This window comes from Cellulomonas sp. FA1 (genome assembly GCF_000986825.1).
GTDB classification, from domain to species: domain Bacteria; phylum Actinomycetota; class Actinomycetes; order Actinomycetales; family Cellulomonadaceae; genus Cellulomonas; species Cellulomonas iranensis.
On sequence record NZ_LBMY01000001.1, the window covers coordinates 3,799,458 to 3,818,602 of the forward strand.

At 76.2% G+C, this 19,145-nt stretch carries 18 protein-coding genes, 1 tRNA gene and 1 pseudogene; 15 read left to right on the forward strand and 5 right to left on the reverse strand.

All coding sequences use genetic code 11. The features are described 5' to 3' along the window. Positions 1–103: 103 nt before the first annotated feature. The 10 genes and pseudogenes from GY42_RS17120 (at position 104) to GY42_RS17160 (ending at position 11,304) form a co-directional block, all read left to right on the forward strand. Complete coding sequence (locus tag GY42_RS17120; RefSeq protein ID WP_082131634.1) at positions 104–1,300, forward strand: ubiquitin-like domain-containing protein; 1,197 nt, start codon at positions 104–106, stop codon at positions 1,298–1,300. 252 nt (positions 1,301–1,552) lie between these two features. Next, complete coding sequence (locus GY42_RS17125; protein ID WP_046530229.1) at positions 1,553–2,824, forward strand: resuscitation-promoting factor; 1,272 nt, start codon at positions 1,553–1,555, stop codon at positions 2,822–2,824. A 380-nt stretch (positions 2,825–3,204) separates the two neighbouring features. Continuing rightward, positions 3,205–4,158 carry a 16S rRNA (adenine(1518)-N(6)/adenine(1519)-N(6))-dimethyltransferase RsmA gene (rsmA, locus tag GY42_RS17130; RefSeq protein ID WP_046530230.1) on the forward strand — a complete coding sequence of 318 codons (954 nt, stop codon included), beginning with the start codon at positions 3,205–3,207 and terminating at the stop codon, positions 4,156–4,158. Next, complete coding sequence (locus tag GY42_RS17135; protein WP_046530231.1) at positions 4,155–5,087, forward strand: 4-(cytidine 5'-diphospho)-2-C-methyl-D-erythritol kinase; 933 nt, start codon at positions 4,155–4,157, stop codon at positions 5,085–5,087. The genes rsmA and GY42_RS17135 overlap by 4 nt, the downstream gene beginning before the upstream one ends. Continuing rightward, positions 5,084–6,532, forward strand: coding sequence for a sensor histidine kinase (locus GY42_RS17140; protein WP_082131635.1), 1,449 nt, complete (start codon positions 5,084–5,086; stop codon positions 6,530–6,532). Before GY42_RS17135 ends, GY42_RS17140 begins: the two co-directional genes overlap by 4 nt. After that, a complete protein-coding gene (locus GY42_RS17145; protein WP_046530232.1) occupies positions 6,529–7,188 on the forward strand; it encodes a response regulator in 660 nt (219 codons plus the stop codon). The genes GY42_RS17140 and GY42_RS17145 overlap by 4 nt, the downstream gene beginning before the upstream one ends. Positions 7,189–7,330: 142 nt before the next feature. Then, a complete protein-coding gene (locus GY42_RS17150; RefSeq protein WP_046530233.1) occupies positions 7,331–8,248 on the forward strand; it encodes an ABC transporter ATP-binding protein in 918 nt (305 codons plus the stop codon). Further along, on the forward strand, positions 8,245–9,357 hold the full coding sequence (locus GY42_RS17155) for an ABC transporter permease (protein ID WP_046530234.1): 1,113 nt from the start codon (positions 8,245–8,247) through the stop codon (positions 9,355–9,357). The genes GY42_RS17150 and GY42_RS17155 overlap by 4 nt, the downstream gene beginning before the upstream one ends. Positions 9,358–9,489: 132 nt before the next feature. Then, positions 9,490–9,955: pseudogene (locus GY42_RS20240) on the forward strand (ATP-binding cassette domain-containing protein); the annotation flags it as partial. A gap of 23 nt (positions 9,956–9,978) precedes the next feature. Continuing rightward, positions 9,979–11,304 carry an ABC-F family ATP-binding cassette domain-containing protein gene (locus GY42_RS17160; protein WP_442856796.1) on the forward strand — a complete coding sequence of 442 codons (1,326 nt, stop codon included), beginning with the start codon at positions 9,979–9,981 and terminating at the stop codon, positions 11,302–11,304. A gap of 16 nt (positions 11,305–11,320) precedes the next feature. On the opposite strand, the gene GY42_RS17165 is transcribed toward GY42_RS17160, so the two are convergent. From GY42_RS17165 to GY42_RS17175, 3 genes are all read right to left on the reverse strand, one after another. Continuing rightward, positions 11,321–12,556 carry an MFS transporter gene (locus GY42_RS17165; protein ID WP_046530236.1) on the reverse strand — a complete coding sequence of 412 codons (1,236 nt, stop codon included), beginning with the start codon at positions 12,554–12,556 and terminating at the stop codon, positions 11,321–11,323. Positions 12,557–12,626: 70 nt separating this feature from the next. Continuing rightward, positions 12,627–13,145: a MarR family winged helix-turn-helix transcriptional regulator gene (locus GY42_RS17170; protein WP_046530237.1), complete on the reverse strand. Its 519-nt coding sequence runs from the start codon at positions 13,143–13,145 to the stop codon at positions 12,627–12,629. A 60-nt stretch (positions 13,146–13,205) separates the two neighbouring features. Next, the gene (locus tag GY42_RS17175; protein ID WP_046530238.1) at positions 13,206–13,805 is read right to left on the reverse strand and encodes a TetR/AcrR family transcriptional regulator; all 600 of its coding nucleotides are present in this window, start codon (positions 13,803–13,805) and stop codon (positions 13,206–13,208) included. Positions 13,806–13,948: 143 nt separating this feature from the next. Here GY42_RS17175 and GY42_RS17180 point away from each other — a divergent pair. Beyond that, a tRNA-Gln gene (locus GY42_RS17180) sits at positions 13,949–14,020 on the forward strand. Between the two features lie 113 nt (positions 14,021–14,133). Continuing rightward, entirely contained in the window at positions 14,134–14,766 is a 633-nt protein-coding gene (locus tag GY42_RS18480) for a nitroreductase/quinone reductase family protein (protein ID WP_052748486.1), read from the forward strand. Between the two features lie 28 nt (positions 14,767–14,794). Here the strand turns inward: GY42_RS18480 and GY42_RS17190 are convergent, their stop codons facing one another. Further along, positions 14,795–15,625: an SAM-dependent methyltransferase gene (locus GY42_RS17190; RefSeq protein ID WP_046530239.1), complete on the reverse strand. Its 831-nt coding sequence runs from the start codon at positions 15,623–15,625 to the stop codon at positions 14,795–14,797. 173 nt (positions 15,626–15,798) lie between these two features. Between GY42_RS17190 and GY42_RS17195 the strand changes: the two genes are divergently transcribed. Genes GY42_RS17195 through GY42_RS17205 form a run of 3 tightly spaced genes read left to right on the forward strand, consistent with a single transcriptional unit; the run spans position 15,799 to position 17,872 of the window. After that, complete coding sequence (locus GY42_RS17195) at positions 15,799–16,242, forward strand: GntR family transcriptional regulator (protein ID WP_046530240.1); 444 nt, start codon at positions 15,799–15,801, stop codon at positions 16,240–16,242. Further along, entirely contained in the window at positions 16,239–17,195 is a 957-nt protein-coding gene (locus GY42_RS17200; RefSeq protein ID WP_052748487.1) for an ABC transporter ATP-binding protein, read from the forward strand. The genes GY42_RS17195 and GY42_RS17200 overlap by 4 nt, the downstream gene beginning before the upstream one ends. After that, positions 17,192–17,872, forward strand: coding sequence for an ABC-2 transporter permease (locus GY42_RS17205; protein WP_046530241.1), 681 nt, complete (start codon positions 17,192–17,194; stop codon positions 17,870–17,872). The genes GY42_RS17200 and GY42_RS17205 overlap by 4 nt, the downstream gene beginning before the upstream one ends. On the opposite strand, the gene GY42_RS17210 is transcribed toward GY42_RS17205, so the two are convergent. Next, a complete protein-coding gene (locus GY42_RS17210) occupies positions 17,860–19,113 on the reverse strand; it encodes an MFS transporter (protein WP_046530242.1) in 1,254 nt (417 codons plus the stop codon). The genes GY42_RS17205 and GY42_RS17210 overlap by 13 nt on opposite strands. Positions 19,114–19,145: the final 32 nt, after the last annotated feature.

The window sequence follows — 19,145 nt, forward strand, 5'->3', positions numbered from 1 at the left end:
ACGGTCTGTCCGGCGCAGCCGCCGGACGTCCGTCAAGGACGGCCGGCCCGGTGCCGATGACCCTCCCAGGGCAGCGATCCCTCCCGCCGACCCGAAGGACACCGTGACCCGTCACGACCACGTGCCGGGGCGTCGCGCCACCGGCGTGCGCGCCCGGGCCGCACGCACCGCCGCGCAGGCCGTCGTCCTCGCGCTCGTCGCGGGCGGCACCAGCGCGTTCGCCGCGATGCACAAGGACGTGACGGTCGACGTCGACGGCGCCGAGGTGCAGGTCCAGACCTTCGGCCGGACCGTCGCCGACGTGCTCGCGGCCGGGCGCATCGACGTGGGCGACGGCGACCTGGTGGCGCCCGGGCTCCACGAGGCCGTGGGGCGCGACGGGCAGGTCGTGGTGCGGCACGGCCGCGAGATCGACGTCGAGGTCGACGGTGCGCCGCAGACGCTGTGGACCACCGCGCTGACCGTCGGCGAGGCCGTGGACGCGCTGGGGCTGCGCGAGGGCGTGCGGCTGTCGGCGTCGCGGTCGGACAGCCTCGGTCGCGACGTGCTGCGGGTGTCGACCCAGAAGACCGTGCACGTCGTGGTGGACGGCCAGGTGATCGACGGCGTGAGCAGCGGCGCGACGGTGCGGGACGCGCTCAAGGACGTCGGGCTGGTGCTCGAGGAGGGGGACCAGGTCTCGGTCCCGCTCGACGCGGCGGCCGTCGACGGGCTGGTCGTGCTCGTGACGCGCGCGGCGAGGCAGGGCGAGACCGTGACCGAGGCCGTGCCGTTCGCGGTGCAGGAGGTCGAGGACCCGTCGCTGGTCAAGGGCAACCGTGTCGTGAAGAACGCGGGCCGCGCGGGCCTGCGCACCACGACCTACACGCTCGACGTGGTCGGTGGCGTCGTCGTGGGCCGCACGGTGGTCGCGTCGGTCATGACCACCGAGCCCATCGACCAGGTGGTGCGGGTCGGCACGGCCGAGCTGCCGGACCCGTCGACCGTCGCGGTCGAGCCGGGGACGGCGCAGGCCCTCGCGAAGGACATGGCCGCGGCGCGCGGGTGGGGCGACGACCAGTTCGCGTGCCTCGTGTCGTTGTGGCAGAAGGAGAGCGGCTGGCGCGTGACGGCCGAGAACCGTTCGTCGGGCGCCTACGGGATCCCGCAGGCGCTGCCGGGCAGCAAGATGGCGTCGGTCGCGGACGACTGGCGCACGAACGCGGCGACGCAGATCACGTGGGGTCTGGGGTACATCGCGGGCCGCTACGGCGACCCGTGCGGCGCGTGGTCGCACTCGAAGGCCAAGGGCTGGTACTGAGCTGGCGCCGACCGGCCGGTGAGGCGTCCCGGTCGGTGACGTGACCGGGGTCTCGTCGTGCGGGGGTTGGACGACAGGTCACAATTCCGTTACGGTCGCGTGTCACCTTTGATCGGTCCGCCCCTCCGCGGCCCGGGACCGGTGGCACCGACGGCCGTCCCTCACGGCCGCCGTGACCGCCGGATCGGGGAACCCCTCCGCGGCACGGACGCACGGCGCACCGGTGGTGCCCGTGGGCCCGCGCCGCTCCCCGTGCCCGGGCACAGCGACGGCTGGAGCCTCGTGCAGTTCTCGACCCGCCACACCGGTCCGACCCCGCCGACGGCCGACGCCGTCACGACCCCGCACCCCGACGCCGGACCGGACGAGGGTCCGACGCCCCGCACCGGGCTGCGCCGCCTCCGCTGGCCGTTCGTCGCCGCGGGCGCCGCGGTCCTCGTCCTCGCGGGCGGCGGCATCGCCGTCGCCAACGCCCACAAGACCGTCGCGCTCGACGTCGACGGCGACGTCACGCAGATCTCGACGTTCGCCGGCTCGGTCGAGGGCCTCCTCGACGCGCAGGGCGTCCAGCTCGGCGGCCGTGACACGGTGTCGCACACCGGTGCGCTCACGGACGGCGCCGAGATCGTCGTGCGCCACGCCAAGGAGATCGTCGTCCAGCTCGACGGCCAGGAGCAGCAGGTCTGGACGACCGCGCTCACGGCCGACGAGGCGCTCGAGACGCTCGCGACGCGTGCCGACACCGTCGCGCTCGTCGCGTCCCGCTCCGCCGAGCGCGCCGAGCTCCCGCTCGACCTCGTGCTCGACGGTCGCGCCGAGGTGCTCGTCGACGGCGGCGTGCTCGACGTCCCGGACGCCGGCGCGAGCGTCGGCACCGTGCTCGACGAGCTCGGCGTGACGCTGCAGCCGCTCGACCGCGTGCGCGTGCAGCACGACGCGAACGGCGTCGTGCAGGTCGTCGTGCAGCGCGTCGTGGTGCAGGACGTCACGACGACGTCCGAGGTGCCCTTCACGTCGCGCACCGAGGACGACGCGTCGCAGTACACCGGCAAGAAGGTCGTCGCGCAGGCGGGCGTCCCCGGCGTGCGGACGGTCGTCGAGACCGTCACGACCGTCGACGGCGCCGAGGAGTCGCGCGTCCCGGTGTCCGACGACATCACGACGGCCCCCGTCGAGGAGGTCGTCAAGGTCGGCACGAAGCCGCGCCCGGCGCCCGCGCCGCGGCCCGCGAGCTCGGGGTCGACCTCGGGCACGGCCGGTCCGATCACCGCGGGCGGCGACGCCGACTCGCTCAACTGGGCCGCGCTCGCGCGCTGCGAGTCGGGCGGTCGTGCCGACGCCGTGTCGTCGACCGGCAAGTACCACGGCCTCTACCAGTTCTCGGTCGCCACGTGGCAGGCCGTGGGCGGCGCGGGCCTGCCGTCGCAGGCGTCGGCCGACGAGCAGACGGCCCGCGCCAAGATGCTCTACAACCGCTCGGGCGCCGGGCAGTGGCCGCACTGCGGCAAGAACCTGTTCAGCTGACCCGCTGACGCGTCGGCGAAGGGCGGTCCGGCACGTCTCCCCGACGTCCCGGACCGCCCTTCGCCGTCCCCGCCCCTGACCGCCGCCCACCCACCGCCGCACCCCACCGGCCGCCGCACCGCCGCCGTCGAACGCGGCCTTGTGCCGGTGGTGGCGCCTCATGAGCGGCCGAACCCCGCACCGGGCGGGGAGGCGGCCGGGTGGGGAGGGGCCCGGGTGGGGGAGAGGGACGTGCCGTCGACGAGGGTCGCCCGTGCCGTCCGTCGTCGGACGCCGACCTCCACCCGGTGGTGGAGGCCCGGGAGCGGCCGGACCCCGCGCCGGTGGGGTGGCGTGGTCGCGGACCGGGCACGGGCCGTCGGTCGTTAGGCTCGGGGGTCATGTCGGCGATCGCCCTGCTCGGGCCTGCGGAGATCCGCGCGCTCGCGGAACGCGCGGGCGTGCGTCCCACCAAGACCCTCGGGCAGAACTTCCTGCTCGACGCCGGCACCGTCCGCAAGATCGTGCGGCAGGCCGACGTGCGTGCCGGCGAGCGCGTCGTCGAGGTCGGGCCCGGGCTCGGGTCGCTGACGCTCGGGCTGCTCGAGGCCGGCGCCGACGTCGTGGCCGTCGAGATCGACCCCGTGCTCGCGACCCTCCTGCCCGAGACGGTCGCGGCGCACGTCCCCGGCCTCACCGTCGGGGACGCGACGCAGGACGACGTGTCGCGCACGGTCGTGCTGCGCGACGGCGACGGCCGTGCGCGTCTCACGGTCGTCACGCAGGACGCGCTCACGGTCACGGCGCTGCCGGGCGAGCCGCCGACCGCGCTCGTCGCGAACCTGCCGTACAACGTCTCCGTGCCCGTGCTGCTGACGTTCCTCGAGCGGTTCGGCTCGCTCGAGCGGGGGCTGGTCATGGTGCAGGCCGAGGTCGCCGACCGGCTCGCCGCACCCCCGGGCAGCCGGACGTACGGCGTGCCGTCGGTGAAGGCCGCGTGGTACGCCGCGGCCCGCCGCACCGCGACCGTCGGGCGGGCCGTGTTCTGGCCCGCGCCCAACGTCGACTCGGCGCTCGTGCGGCTCGACCGCCGCGAGCCGCCCACCACGACCGTCGCGCGCACCGAGGTCTTCGCGGTCGTCGACGCGGCGTTCGCGCAGCGCCGCAAAATGCTGCGCTCGGCGCTCGCGGGCCTCGCCGGCTCGTCGTCGGCGGCCGAGGCGGCCGTGCGCGCGGCCGGCCTCGACCCGCAGGCGCGCGGCGAGCAGGTCGACGTCGCGGGCTTCGCGCGCATCGCCGAGGCGCTGGTCCTCGCGCGGCCCGCGGCGCCCGGACCTGGCACAGTGGCACCGTGACCCTCACCCCCGTCGACGACCTGCCCGAGCGCGCCGTGCGCGTGCGGGCGCCCGGCAAGGTGAACCTGTCGCTGCGCGTCGGCGGGCGGCAGGCCGACGGCTACCACCCCGTGTCGACCGTGTTCCAGGCGGTGTCGGTGTACGAGGAGGTCGTCGCGACGGCGGCCGAGGACTGCACCGTGACGGCCAGCGGCCCGCAGTCCGAGCTCGTGCCGACCGACGGCTCCAACCTCGCGCTGCGCGCCGCGCGCGCCGTCGCCGAGCGCGCGGGCGTCGACGAGGGCGTGCACCTGCACCTGGTCAAGGGCGTGCCGGTCGCGGGCGGCATGGCGGGCGGGTCGGCCGACGCGGCCGCCGCGCTCGTCGCGTGCGACGCGCTGTGGAGCACCGGCCTGTCGCGCGACGAGCTGCTCGAGCTCGCGGCGGACCTGGGCTCGGACGTGCCGTTCTCGCTCGTGGGGCACACCGCCGTGGGGCAGGGGCGCGGTCACCTGCTGACGCCCGCGCTGAGCCGCGGCGAGTTCCACTGGGCGTTCGCCGTGCAGGACCGCGGGCTGTCGACGGCCGCCGTGTACGCCGCGTTCGACGAGCTGCACGCGGGTGCGCAGGACCTCGAGGACCGGGACGTCCCGCTCATGCAGGCCCTGCTCGCGGGCGACGCGACGGCCCTGGGTGCCGCGCTGCACAACGACCTCGAGGCGGCCGCGCTCGAGCTCGACCCGGGCCTGGCCGAGCCGCTCGCGATCGCGACCGACGCGGGGGCGCTGGGCGTCGTCGTGTCCGGGTCCGGGCCGACGGTCGCGGCGCTCGCGCGCAGCCGGCAGCACGCGCTGGCGATCGCCGCGGCGTTCACGGCGTCGGGCGTCGCCGACCGCGTGCTGACCGCGACGGGACCCGTGGCGGGTGCGCGCGTCGTGGCGGGCGAGTGACCGCGCGACCGGACGCGGCGCGCGGCGGCACCGAGACGGCCCTGGTCCGTCCCGCCACCGCGGGCGCCGTCGCACCCGTGCCGCCCGCCGACCCCGACGCCGGGGGGTGGGTCCGTCCCGCACCCGACGCCGACGCGCTGCGCGGCGACGCGCTGCTCGCCGTGGCGCTGTTCTTCGGCGCGCTGCTGTCGATGGTGCTGTTCCGCGTCGCGGGCATGTACGAGCACGTCGCCGACGGCTGGCTCGCGGCCCTGCTGCTCGCGGCGACGACGCTGCCGCTCGCGGTGCGGCGCCGGTGGCCGAGCGCGGTGCTGCTGGTCGTCGCGGCGGCGTTCATCACGGGTCAGGCGCTCTCGGTGCCCGAGACGCTGCTGTCGAACATCGCCCTGTTCTGCGCGATGTACACGGTCGGCGCGTGGGAGACCCACCGCCGCCGCGGCGTGCTCGTGCGCGCGTTCGTCGTGGTCGCGATGATGGTCTGGCTGCTGACGTCGCTGTTCGTCGCCGCGACCGATCCCGAGATGTCCGAGCAGCTGCCGGACCAGGTGGGCGTGTTCTCGCCGTTCGTGTCGTTCACGCTGCTGCAGCTGCTCACGAACGTGCTCTACTTCGCGGGCGCCTGGTGGTTCGGCGAGCACTCGTGGCGGTCGGCGCGCGAGCGTGCGCGCACGCAGTGGCGCACGCACCTGCTCGTGCTCGAGCGGCGGCGCGGCGAGGAGCAGGCGGTCGCGCTGGAGCGGCTGCGGCTCGCGCGCGAGCTGCACGACGCGGTCGCGCACCACGTGTCGCTCATGGGTGTGCAGGCCGCGGCGGCGCGCACCGTGCTGACGTCGGACCCGGACCGCGCGACGGCGGCGCTCGGGCACGTCGAGGAGGCCGCGCGCGACGCCGTGCGCGAGCTGCACGGCATCCTCGGGATGCTGCGCGACAGCGGCGCCCCCGAGCCCGTCGCGGACGACGGGTCGGCGGCCGCGCTCGGGTCCGGCGAGGCGCTCGCGTCGCTCGACGTCGCGCGCGTGCCGGAGCTCGTCGAGCGCGCGCGGGAGGCCGGGCTCGCGGTGACCTTCCAGGAGATCGGCGAACGGCGGCGCCTGCGGCCGCTCGCGTCGCTCAACCTCTACCGCATCGCGCAGGAGGCGCTGACGAACACGCGCAAGCACGCCGGCGACGGCGTGCGCGCGGACGTGCGGCTGCGGTGGCTCGCGGACGAGGTCGAGCTCGAGGTGTCCGACGACGGCGGCACCGGGCGGCGGCTGCGCACCGTGCCGTCGACCGGCATGGGCCTGGTCGGGATGCGCGAACGGGTCGCCGCCGACGGCGGGACGTTCGAGGCGTCGCGCCGCCGCGGGGGCGGGTTCGTGGTGCGGGTGCGGCTGCCGCTGGGCGCGCCGCTGGACGACGTCGTGGCGGGTGCCGCGGCGAGGACGACGGAGGCTGACCGATGACCGGACCCGTGCGGGTCGTGCTCGTGGACGACCAGGCGCTGCTGCGCGCGGGGATCGGGACGATCCTGTCGGCGCACCCCGGCATCGAGGTCGTCGGCGAGGCCGGGACGGGTGCCGAGGCCGTCGACCTCGTGCGGGCCGCGCGCCCCGACGTGGTGTGCATGGACGTGCAGATGCCGGACATGGACGGGCTCGAGGCGACGCGCCGGCTGGTCGCCGACCCGGCCGTGCACGCGGCCGTCGTGGTGCTCACGACGTTCAACCGCGAGGACTACCTCGTCGAGGCGCTGCGCGCGGGCGCCGTGGGGTACCTGCTCAAGACGTCACGGCCCGAGCAGCTCACGGACGCCGTGCTGCGCGCCGCCGCGGGCGAGGGGCTGCTGGCTCCCGAGGTGACGCGCGCGGTGATCGCGCGCGCGGTGCAGGAGCGCCCCGCGGCGCGGCCCGCGCCCGAGCCGGTCGTGCCGCTGACCGAGCGCGAGGGCGAGGTGCTCACGCTCGTCGCCCGCGGGCTGAACAACGACGAGATCGCCGCCGAGCTGGTCGTCAGCCGCGCGACGGTCAAGACGCACGTGTCGAACGTGCTCGCCAAGCTGGGTCTGCGCGACCGCGTGCAGGCCGTCGTGTACGCGCACGAGCACGGCCTGGTGGGCTGAGGGCCGCTCGTCCGCGCGGCGTCTCCGTCCCGGGACGGAGACGCAGGATCGGCCGCCCGCCCGAGGTGCCGGCACCGCCGTCCCGCCTACCGTCGTGCCAGGACGTCCGGGACCGCCGGACGCGTGGACGGCAGGAGGCACGATGCTCGAGCTGCACGGGGTCAGCCGATCGTTCGGCGACCGGCTCGTGCTCGACGACGTGAGCTTCACGGTCGGGCGGGGTCGGCTCACGGGGTTCGTGGGCGGCAACGGGGCCGGCAAGACGACGACGATGCGCATCATCCTGGGCGTGCTCGCACCGCACGCGGGCACGGTGACGCTCGACGGTGCGCCGCTCGCGGGCGCCGCGCGCTCGCGGTTCGGCTACATGCCGGAGGAGCGCGGCCTGTACCCGAAGATGCAGCTCGTCGAGCACCTGACGTACCTCGCACGGCTGCACGGGTTCGACAAGGTCGGCGCGGCGTCCCGCGCGCACGCGCTGGTCGAGCAGCTGGGCCTCGCCGAGCGCGCGAAGGACCCGGTCGAGAGCCTGTCGCTCGGCAACCAGCAGCGCGCGCAGGTCGCGGCCGCGCTCGTGCACGACCCCGAGGTGCTCGTGCTCGACGAGCCGTTCTCGGGCCTGGACCCCATGGCCGTCGACGTCGTGCAGGGCGTGCTCGCCGAGCGTGCCGCGCAGGGCGTGCCGGTGCTGTTCTCGTCGCACCAGCTCGACGTGGTCGAGCGGCTGTGCGACGACCTCGTCATCATCGCCGGCGGGCGCGTGCGGGCCGCCGGCGGCCGCGAGGAGCTGCGCGCGCAGCACGGCACCGCGCGGTTCGAGATCGTCGCCGACGGCGACGTCGCGTGGCTGCGGGACGTCCCCGGCGTGCAGGTCGACGAGCTCGCCGCCGCCACGGCCGTCTTCCGCGCGGACGACGACGTCGCGCAGCAGGTGCTGCGCACGGCGCTCGCCCGGGGCCCGGTGCACGCGTTCACGCCGCTGCGCCCGTCGCTCGCCGAGATCTTCCGCGACGTCGTCATCGACGCGCCCGAGCCCGACCTGCAGGAGGCGGCCCGATGAGCACGACCCCGACCCCCGACCGTCCGTCGCTCGTCCGCGCGAGCATGCTGGTCGCCGAGCGCGAGATCACGTCGCAGGTGCGTTCGAAGTCGTTCCTGGTCTCGACGGCGATCCTGCTGGTCGGGATCCTCGCGGCCATCGTCGTGAGCTCGGTCATGTCGGGCCGCGCGCAGGACGACGTGCCGGTCGCGGTCGTGACGTCCGTCGCGGGCGAGGTCCCGACGACCGACGGCCTGGCCGTCACCGACGTCGCCGACCGGGCCGCGGCCGAGCGGGCCGTGCGGGACGGCGACGTCGAGGCGGCGGTCGTGCCGGCCGACGGCCCGCTGGGCGTCGAGGTGCTCGCGATGGAGTCCGCGCCGGACGCGCTCCTCGACGCGCTCACCCAGAGGCCCGAGGTCGAGCTGCTCGCCCCCGCGAACGCCGACGGCCCCGTGCGCTACGTCGTGACGTTCGGCTTCGGTCTGATCTTCATGATGTCGGCGATCAGCTTCGGCTCGACGATCGCGCAGAACACCGTGACGGAGAAGCAGACCCGCATCGTCGAGATCCTGCTGTCCGCCGTGCCGGCGCGCGCGCTGCTGGCCGGCAAGATCCTCGGGAACTCCGCCCTGGCGCTCGGGCAGACCGCGGCGATCGCGGCGGTGTCGGTGCTCGCGCTGGTCGTCACCGGGCAGGACGACCTGCTGACGCTCATCGGCACGCCCGTGGTGTGGTTCGTCGTGTTCTTCGCGGTCGGGTTCGTGCTGCTGGCGTCGGTGTTCGCGGCGAGCGCGTCGCTCGTGTCGCGCATCGAGGACACCGGCGTCGTGCTGCAGCCCGCGATGTGGCTGGTCATGGCGCCGTACTTCCTCGTGGTGTTCTTCAACGACAACGCGACCGTGCTGTCCGTGATGTCCTACGTGCCGTTCAGCGCACCCGTGGGCATGCCGGTGCGGCTGTTCCTCGGCGACGCGGCCTGGTGGGAGCCGCTGCTGTCGCTCGCGGTGCTCGCGGCCTCGTGCGTCGTGGTGATCGGCATCGCGGCGCGCATCTACGAGCGGTCGGTGCTGCGGATGGGTGCGCGCGTGCGCGTGCGCGAGGTGCTCGGCAGCCGCGCCGCGCGCTGAGCGCACCCGGAGCGCCGCGGGGCGCCGGACCACCGACCGAGCCGGGCTCGGGGCGCGGTCCGGCGCCCCGCGGCGTGCGCCCGGGTGCCGCGTCGACACCCCGCCCGCGGACCTGGCAGGCTGGAGGACCTCATGCCCCACCTGCTCGGCGCTGACCGCGTCCACCTCACCCTCGGCACCCGCACGCTCCTCGACGGCGTGAGCCTCGGCGTCGACGACGGCCAGCGCATCGGCGTCGTCGGGCCCAACGGCGCCGGCAAGTCCACGCTGCTGCGCGTGCTCGCGGGCAGCCAGGCCCCGGACGACGGCCGCGTCACGCGCGCGGGCGGCACCCGGGTCGCGCTGCTCGACCAGCGCGACGACCTGGGCGACGGCACCGTGCGCGACGTCGTGCACGGCGACGCCGACGCGCACGAGTGGGCGTCCGACGCGCGCGTGCGCGCCGTGCACACGGGCCTGCTCGCGGACGTCGCGCTCGACGCGCGCGTCGCACAGCTGTCCGGCGGGCAGCGGCGCCGCGTCGCGCTCGCGGCGCTGCTCGTGCGCGACGACGAGGTGCTCGTGCTCGACGAGCCGACCAACCACCTCGACGTCGAGGGCGTCGCGTGGCTCGCCGGCTACCTGGTCGAGCGCTACGCGCGCGGCAGCGGCGCGCTCGTGGTCGTGACGCACGACCGGTGGTTCCTCGACGCGGTGTGCACGCGCACGTGGGAGGTCCACGACGGCGTCGTCGACCAGTACGACGGCGGGTACGCGGCGTACGTGCTGGCGCGCGCCGAGCGTGCGCAGCAGGCGGCGACGGTCGAGGCGAAGCGGCAGAACCTGCTGCGCAAGGAGCTCGCGTGGCTGCGCCGCGGGGCGCCCGCGCGCACGTCGAAGCCGAAGTTCCGGATCGACGCCGCGACCGCGCTCATCGCGGACGAGCCGCCGCCGCGCGACTCGCTCGCGCTCGCGCGCACCGCGACCGCGCGGCTCGGCAAGGACGTCCTCGACCTGGAGGACGTGACGTTCACGCTGCCCGACGGCCGCGTGCTGCTCGACGACGTGACGTGGCGGCTGGGCCCGGGGGACCGGTACGGCGTGGTCGGGGTCAACGGCGCGGGCAAGACGACGCTGCTGCGGCTGCTCACCGGCCGCGCGCAGCCCACGTCGGGGCGCGTGCGGCGCGGCAAGACCGTGCAGGTCGCCGAGCTGCGGCAGGACGTCGAGGACCTCGACGAGGTCGCGGACCTGCGGGTCGTCGAGGCGGTCGAGCGCGAGAAGCGCTCGGTGGTGGTCGGCGGCAAGGAGCTCACCGCGAGCCAGCTGGTCGAGCGGCTCGGGTTCACGCGCGAGCGCGCCCGCACGCCCGTGCGCGACCTGTCGGGCGGTGAGCGGCGCCGGCTGCAGCTGCTGCGCCTGCTGGTCGCCGAGCCGAACGTGCTGCTGCTCGACGAGCCGACCAACGACCTGGACACCGACACGCTCGCGGCGGTCGAGGACCTGCTCGACGGGTGGCCCGGCACGCTGATCGTCGTGTCGCACGACCGGTACCTGCTCGAGCGCGTGTGCGACCGGCAGGTCGCGCTGCTCGGCGACGGGAAGGTCCGGGACCTGCCGGGCGGGGTCGAGCAGTACCTCGAGCTGCGGGCCGCCGCGCTGGGGGGTGCGCGGTTCGCGCTGCCGGGCGACGCGGCCGCGGCCTCCGGGGGCGCGCCCGCGGCGGACGGCCCGTCGGCGCCCGCGCCGTCGGCGGCGGAGGTCCGCGCCGCCCGCAAGGAGGTGCAGCGCATCGAGCGCCGCCTCGAGCGGATCGCGACGCTCGAGGCGGGCCTGCACGCGCGCATGGCCGAGCAGGCCACCGACCACGAGGCGGTCACGGCGCTCGACGCCGAGCTGCGCGCGCTCGCGGCCGAGCGCGACGAGCTCGAGGCCGCGTGGCTCGAGGCCGCCGAGACCGCGGGCTGACCGCGCCGACGCGCCGTCAGCGGTGCGGGAGCCGCCCCGCGGCGAGGGTGTGCGTCGTGGCCGCGAGCCCGAGCAGGCCGACGACCGCGACGAGCGGCGCCGTCCACCCGGCGGTCGCCTCGTGCAGCGCGCCGAGCACGCTGGGCGTCGCCGCGGCGACCGCGTAGCCCACGGTCTGGACCGTGGCCGAGAGGCGGCGGACCTCGGCGGGGGAGTCGGCCACGGCGGCGACGACCGTGAACAGCACGACGAAGTTCGCGCCCTGCGCGAGGCCGCCGAGCACCGCCCACGCGACCCAGGCGCCGGGCGCGAGCAGCAGCCCGAGCGGCAGCGACAGCCAGCAGGCCGCGATGCCGAGCACCACCGCGCGCGGCGGCACGCGCCGCGCGAGCGCCGCGGGGGCCAGGACGCTGCCGAGCACGCCGAAGAGCTGGAACAACGACGCCGCGGCCCCGGCGCCGCCGCGCCCCAGCCCCGACGCGTCGTGCAGCACGGACGGCAGCCACGCCGTGACGCCCATGTACGACGAGGCCTGCCCGACGAACGTCAGGCACAGCAGCCACGTGACCGGCCGGCGCACCAGCGGCACGCGGGGCGGCGCCGTCGTCGGCGCGGTCGGCGTCGTGAGCGCGGCGCCCGGTGCCGCGGCCACGGCGGCCGCCCGGGTCGCGGCCCGGCCGGTCGCGCGCCAGGGGCCGTCGCCCGCCACGCGCAGCCACACGACGAGCGCGAGCAGCGCCAGCAGGCCCCACGCCGTGAGCGCCCAGCGCCACCCGACGAGCCCCGCGAGGGGTGCCGTGCCGAGCGTCGTGAGCCACGCGCCCGCGTTCATGACGGCCGAGTACAGGCCCATGACGCGCGGCACGCGGGTCGGGAAGTCGCGCGCGACGACCACGGGCACCCCGACGTTCCCCACGGTGATCGCCGCGCCGACGACGACGGTCCCCACGAACGCGCCGGGCACGCCGCCGAACGAGCGCAGCAGCGTGCCGCCGAGGATCGCGAGCAGCGCGAGCGCGAGCATCCGGGTCGTGCCCGCGCGCCCGAGCGCGAGCGCGGCGAGCGGCGTGAGCGTCGCGAAGCACAGCACGCCGAGCCCCGTGAGCAGCCCCGCGGCCGACGACGTGAGGCCGAGCGTCCCGGCGACCTGGTCGATCACGGGGGCGGGCGCCACGAGCGGTCCGCGCAGCGTCAGGGCGACGAGCAGCAGCGCCCCGAGCAGCGCACCGCCCGCGCGGGCGCGGGCGCTCACGGTCGCGGCGCCGCGACGGGCGTGCTCGTGGCGGGGCGGGTCGTGACGCGCGGGCGGCGGCCCTGCGCCGTCACGACGCGTCGAAGAGCGTGAGGACGTCGCGCAGCAGCGACGCGAGCCGCTCGCGGTCCGCCTCGGGCAGGTCGCCGATGAGGCCGCGCTCGACGTCGAGCAGGTCGGCGAACGCCTCGTCGACGCGCCGCAGCCCGGCGGGCGTGAGCTGCACGAGCACGCCGCGCCGGTCGTCGGGCGACGGCTGGCGCTCGACCAGCCCGTGCTGCACGAGCCGGTCGATCCGGTTGGTCATGGTGCCGCTCGTGACGAGCGTCTGCGTGAGCAGCGCCCCCGGCGACAGGCGGTAGGGCGCACCGGCGCGCCGCAGGGCGGCGAGCACGTCGAACTCCCACGTCTCGAGGCCGTGCCGCGCGAACGCGCCGCGCCGCGCGAGGTCGAGGTGCCGCGCGAGGCGGCTGACGCGCGACAGCACGGTGAGGGGCCGCACGTCGAGGTCCGGCCGCTCGTGCTGCCACGCGAGCACGATGCGGTCGACCTCGTCGCGCGGGGTCCCGTCGTCGTGCGGCTCGGCCATGGTCGGAAGATTAGTCGTCGTCGAGAGACCTGCGTCGCGTGCCGCGCCGGGGCGGTCGCGTCAGGGCTGGCGCGTCAGCGCGGGGCGGCGCTCGAGGCCCTCGAGGCCGTTCCACGCGAGGTTGACCAGGTGCGCCGCGACCTCGGCCTTCTTGGGGCTGCGGGCGTCGAGCCACCACTGCCCGGTGAGCGCGACCATGCCGACGAGCATCTGCGCGTACATCGGTGCGGTGCGCGGGTCGAGCGCCTGCTTCTTGAACTGCGCCGCGAGCAGGTGCTCGACCTGGGACGCGACGTCGCCGATGAGCGACGAGAACGTGCCGGTGGCCTGCGCGACGGGCGAGTCGCGCACGAGGATCCGGAACCCGTCCTCGGACTCCTCGATGTACGTCAGCAGCGCGAGCGCGGTGCGCTCGACCATGACCTTGGGGTGGCCGCCCTCCTCGAGCGCGTCCGTGAGCGCGCCGGTGAGCGCCTGGATCTCGCGGTCGACGACGACCGCGTAGATGCCCTCCTTGCCGCCGAAGTGCTCGTACACGACGGGCTTGGAGACCTCGGCGCGGGCCGCGATCTCCTCGACGCTCGTGTTGTCGAACCCCTTCTCGGCGAAGAGCCGCCGCGACACGTCGAGCAGCTGCGCGCGGCGCTGGGTCCCGGTCATGCGCGCGCGTGTCGCCCGCTTCGAGTCGGAGGCCATCGGGCCAGTCTGCCGTGCGGCGCGCCCGCGCGGGGGGACGCCGCGTGCGACGGCCGTGTCCGCACCGGCACGCGGGCGCCGCCGTGCCTGGCAGACTGGGCCGCCGGTCCGCCCTGGTGTAACGGCAGCACGCAGGCCTTTGGAGCCTTGCGGTCCAGGTTCGAATCCTGGGGGCGGAGCCCGACCCGCAGCGCCGTGCGCGGCTCGGCCCGACCCGTCGGTCCGGACGGGCTCCTGACGGTCGCGACCTTCGTCTCTGCCGCGGTGCCGCACCGGTCCCTAGCGTGGTCGCATGAGCGACCCGCTGCCGTACGGTCCCGTCCTCACCCGCCTGGCCGAGCCGATGCGTCGCGCGTTCCTCGTGGTGAACCGCCGCGTCGCGGCGCCCGCGCTGCGACGCGGCGGCGGCGTGCTGCTCGCGACGCCGCTGGCCGGGTCGATCCTGCTGCTGACCACGACGGGGCGGGTGAGCGGCGAGCGCCGCGAGGTGCCGCTCTGCTACGCCGTGGTCGACGGCGCCGTGGTCGTCGTGGCCGGGTACGGGCACGCGGCGCAGTGGTACCGCAACGCCGTCGCGCACCCCGAGGTCGAGGTCACGCTGCCGGGTGCGGCGTTCGCGGGGCGCGCGGTCGAGGTGGTCGACGACGACGCGCGCGTGCGCGCGATGCGCGTGGTCGCGGCGTCGATGGGCGTGGCGGGCCGCTCGACGCTCGGCGACGTGGCCGCGATGCCGGACGACGAGGTGCTGGCGCTGGCGCGCACGCTGCCGATGCTCGCGATCACGCCGACCGCGGTGCTGCCCGGACCGTTCGACCCGGGCGGCGCGGCGACGCGTGCGGTGCTCGCGGCGTGGCTCGCGCTGCCGCTGGTGCCGCTGGTGCCGCTCGTGGGACGTGCGGTGCGGGCGTGGCGCCGCCGGGGCTGACGCCACGGCCGCACCGCGAGGAGAGCCGTCAGGCGCGCCGCGCGAGCACGGCGAACGTGGGGGACGTCGGGTCGTGGGGCGCGCCCGCGACGTCGCCCAGCACGTCGTGCGCGACGAAGCCGGCGGCCCGCAGCTCGTCGCCGACCTCGTGCGGCGTGAGGCACTGCATCCAGTTCCAGAACACGCGCGTCGTGCGTGCGGTGCGGATCGTGTACCGGTCGAGCACGAGGCGCAGCCCGTGGTACGTGAACGTCTCGTGCGTCCCGTCGTAGGGCTCGGCGGACCAGAAGCCGCCCATGAGCCCGGGCGCGGTGGTGCTGCCTTCGCGCACGGTCGCGAAGCGGGCCGCGCTCGTGACGTCGAGCAGCAGCCGACCGCCGGGCCGCAGCGCGCCGTGGACGCGCGCGAGGAGGGTGGCGCGCTGGTCGGGGCTCAGCACGCTGTAGTCCTCGAAGACCAGCACCGCCGCGTCGTGGGCGTCGCCCAGGTCGGTCCCGGGGTCGAGGTAGCTGCCGTGCCGGAGCTCGACGGGCAGGTCGTCGCGGCGGGCGACGGCGCGCGCGTGCGCGAGCGACCGGGACGCGACGTCGACGCCGAGCACGCGCACGCCGGCACGGGCGACGCGCTCGGCGTACAGCCCCGGCCCGCAGCCGAGGTCGAGCAGCCGGTCGCCGGGCGAGAGGCCCAGCGCGGGGACGAGCCAGGCGGCGGACCGGTCGACGAACGCGTGCGGGCGCGACGCGAGCGGGGACAGCGGGTCGAGGTGCGCGGCGAGCATCTGCGCCGAGACGTGGGGGTCGTCCCACAGCGCGGGGGCGGTGTAGGCGCAGAAGGGGGTGGGGCGGGCAGGGGTGGTCACGGGTGCTCCTGGGGTCGACGACGGTCGCCGCGGCGGGCGGCGGGGCGGGAGGGTCGTCAGGAGCGCACGACGACGACGCTAGCGCGCGGCGGGGGCCGTCGGCCGGGACCGTCCGGCTTGACGCACCGGCGGCCTACTGTTCATAGTGTCTATACACAGTAGGAGGTGGTGGCGTGCGGATCGTCGTCTCGAACAACGCGGACGTGCCTCTGTACGAGCAGGTCGCGCAGCAGGTCAAGGCCGCGATCCTGCGCGGCGAGCTCGAGGACGGCGCCGCCCTGCCCTCGGTGCGCGGACTCGCACGGGACCTGCGGATCTCGGTCATCACGACCACGCGGGCGTACGCCGAGCTCGCCGCCGAGGGGTTCATCACGAACGTGCCCGGCAAGGGCGCGTTCGTGCTCCCCGTCGACTCCGACCTCGTGCGCGAGCAGCTGCTGCGGCGCGTCGAGGACGGCCTGGGCACCGCGATCGATGCGGCGCGGCTCGCGCGGCTCGGCCGCGACGACCTCGTCGAGATGCTCGACGCGCTGCTGGACGGTGACGGCGACGACGCGGACGCGCCCGCCGGGCCCGCGCGACCCGCCGGTGCCGCGCGGACGGCGGCAGGCCGGTGACCGGCGCCGCGGCGACCCCCGCACCCACCGGCACCGCGCCGCTCGCGGTCGCGCTGCGCGGCGTCACCGTCGACCTCGGCGGCTTCGCGCTGCGCGACGTCGACCTCGCGCTCCCCACCGGCTACGTCATGGGCCTCGTCGGCCCCAACGGCGCCGGCAAGACCACCCTCATCCGCACGCTGCTGGGCATGTGGACCGCGTCCGCCGGCACGGTCGAGGTGCTGGGGCACGCGCTGCCCGCGCCCGTCGCGCTGCGCCAGGAGATCGGCATCGTGCTCGACCGCCCCGCGCTCGTCGAGGACTGGCGCCTCGACGACGTCGCGACGGCGCTGCGTCCGTTCTACGCGCGCTGGGAAGACGACCGGTTCGCGACGCTGCTGCGCACGTTCCGGCTCGACCGCCGCGCGCGCGTCAAGGAGCTGTCGCGCGGCATGACGATGAAGCTGCAGATCGCCGTCGCGCTGTCGCACGACGCGCGTCTGCTGCTGCTCGACGAGCCGACCAGCGGCCTCGACCCCGTCGCGCGCGACGAGCTCGTCGGCATCCTCGGCGACTACCTCGTCGACGACGCGCGCAGCGTGCTGTTCTCGACGCACATCACGGCCGACCTCGAGCGGATCGCCGACCACCTCACGGTGCTCAGCGGCGGGCGCGTCGTGCGCAGCGGCACGCGCGACGACGTGCTCGACGCGTACTGCCTGGTCCGCGGCGACGACGACGAGCTCCCGGCCGACGGGATCGTGCCGCTGCACGGCGCGCGCCGCACGGCCGTGGGCGTCGAGGCGCTCGTCGCGACCGACGACGTGCCGCTGCTCGGCCCGGGCGTGCTGGTCGAGCGGCCCACGCTCGACCAGATCGTCGTGCACCTCGGCGGCACGCCGCCGCCCGTCGACCCCGACCCGCCCGCACCCGCCCGCCGCCGCGGCCTGCTGACCTCGCGGGGCCGGTCGTGAGCGCCGCGGCCGCCGCGCTGCGGCTCGACGTCATGACGGTGCGCCCCTACACGCGCCAGCTGCTCATGGTGCTGGGCGCGATGGGCGTGCTGGTGGTCATCGGCCCGCCGGCGGTCGGGCTCATGGCGGGCGCCGTGTTCGCCGCGGTCGTCGCGGCGTACCCGTTCGCGGTCGAGGACAAGAACGACCTCGGCACGCTGCACGCGTCGCTGCCCGTGCAGCGCGGCACCCTCGTGCTCGCGCGCTACGTGCTGTCGCTGCTGACGTACCTGGTCGCGACGGCGGCGGCCACGGTCCTCGCGGTCGCGTGGTCGACCACCGGGGACGCGGTCGTCACGGCCGTCGAGCTCGGGCTCGTCGCCACGGCGGGGTTCGTCACGTACGCGCTGCTCGTCGGGATCCAGCTGCCCGTGTACTACGCCGTCGGCTACACGCGCGGGCGGCTGCTGGGCTACGTCCCGATCATGCTCCTGTCGGCCGGCGGCGCCGCGCTGGGGGCGTCGGGCGAGGTCGACCTGGGTGGGCTCGTCGAGCCGCTCGAGCGGCAACCCGGCCTCGTCGCCGGCCTCGCGGTCCTGGGCGGCGCGACGGTGCTCGTGCTCTCGGCGCTCGCGTCGTGGCGGCTCGACCGGCGGCGCACCGCGCGCGTCTCCGCGGGCGCGCGTCAGGCCGGCTGACCCTGCCGGTCGCCCGCGGCGGCGCGCCCCGACACCAGCACGGTGACGGCGAACGCCGCGGGCACGACGGCCATGAGCAGCAGACCCGCGCGCAGCCCGCTGCCGGAGTCGGGCGGCAGGGCCGCCGCGAGCCCGCCCAGCGGTCCGTCGGTCAGGCCCGCGAGCACGCCCGCGCCCAGCGGCCCGAGCATGCCGCCCGCGTCGCCCGCGAGCGCGAGCAGCGCGAACATCGCGGCACCGCCGAGCGGGAACCGCGCGGACGTCAGCGAGAACGTGCCGGGCCACAGCAGCGCGACCGCGAGGCCGCACAGCGCGCACGCGACCAGGCTGACGACCGGCACGGTCGCGGTCGCGGCGACGACGTAGCAGACGGCGGCGCCCGCACCCGAGGCGGCGAGCAGCGGGCGCAGCGGCACGCCGTGGCCCCACATCCCGTACGCGAACCGCCCCAGGCCCATCAGCAGCGCGAACAGGCCCGGCCCCAGCAGGTCGCCGACCTCCTTGGGCACGCCCGTGCCCTGCTCGGCGAAGAACGACGACCACTGCGCGATCGTCAGCTCGGCCGCGCCGCCCGTCGTCATGAGCACGAGCGCCGCGAGGAACATCGGCGTCCCGAGCAGGCGGCGCACGGGCGTGCGGTGCTCGTCGGGGACCGTGGCCGGCATCGGCACGCGCAGCAGCACCACGAGGTTCGCGAGCGGCACGAGCGCCCACAGCACGGGCAGCAGCGCCCACCGGTCCGTGCCCAGCGCGGCGAGCAGCACCGTGGTGCCCACGACGACCGCGAGCTGCCCCCAGCAGTAGAACGAGTGCAGCAGCGCCATGCCCGCGGCCTTCGACCCCTGCGGCGACGGCAGGTGCTCGACGACGGGCGACACCAGCACCTCCAGCAGCCCGCCGCCGATGCCGTACACGACGACGGCGACGCACAGCCCGAGGAACGGCGACGGCAGCGCCGCCGGCAGCACCGCGAGCAGCACGAGCCCCGCCGCCGCGAGCACGTGCGCGAGCACCAGCGGACGGCGGTACCCGATCCGGTCGACCACCCGCATCGCGACGAGGTCGGTGGCGAGCTGCACGCCGAAGTTCAGCGCCGCGAGCGCCCCCAGCTGCGCGACCGGCACGTCGAACGCGGTGTGGAACACGACGAACAGCAGGGGCGCCAGGTTGTTGACGACCGCCTGCACGACGTACCCCGCGTAGGCGGAGCGGCGGGTGGCGGTGAACGTGAGGGACGGCACGCGGGTCCTCGCAGGCGGCGGTGGCACGGGGC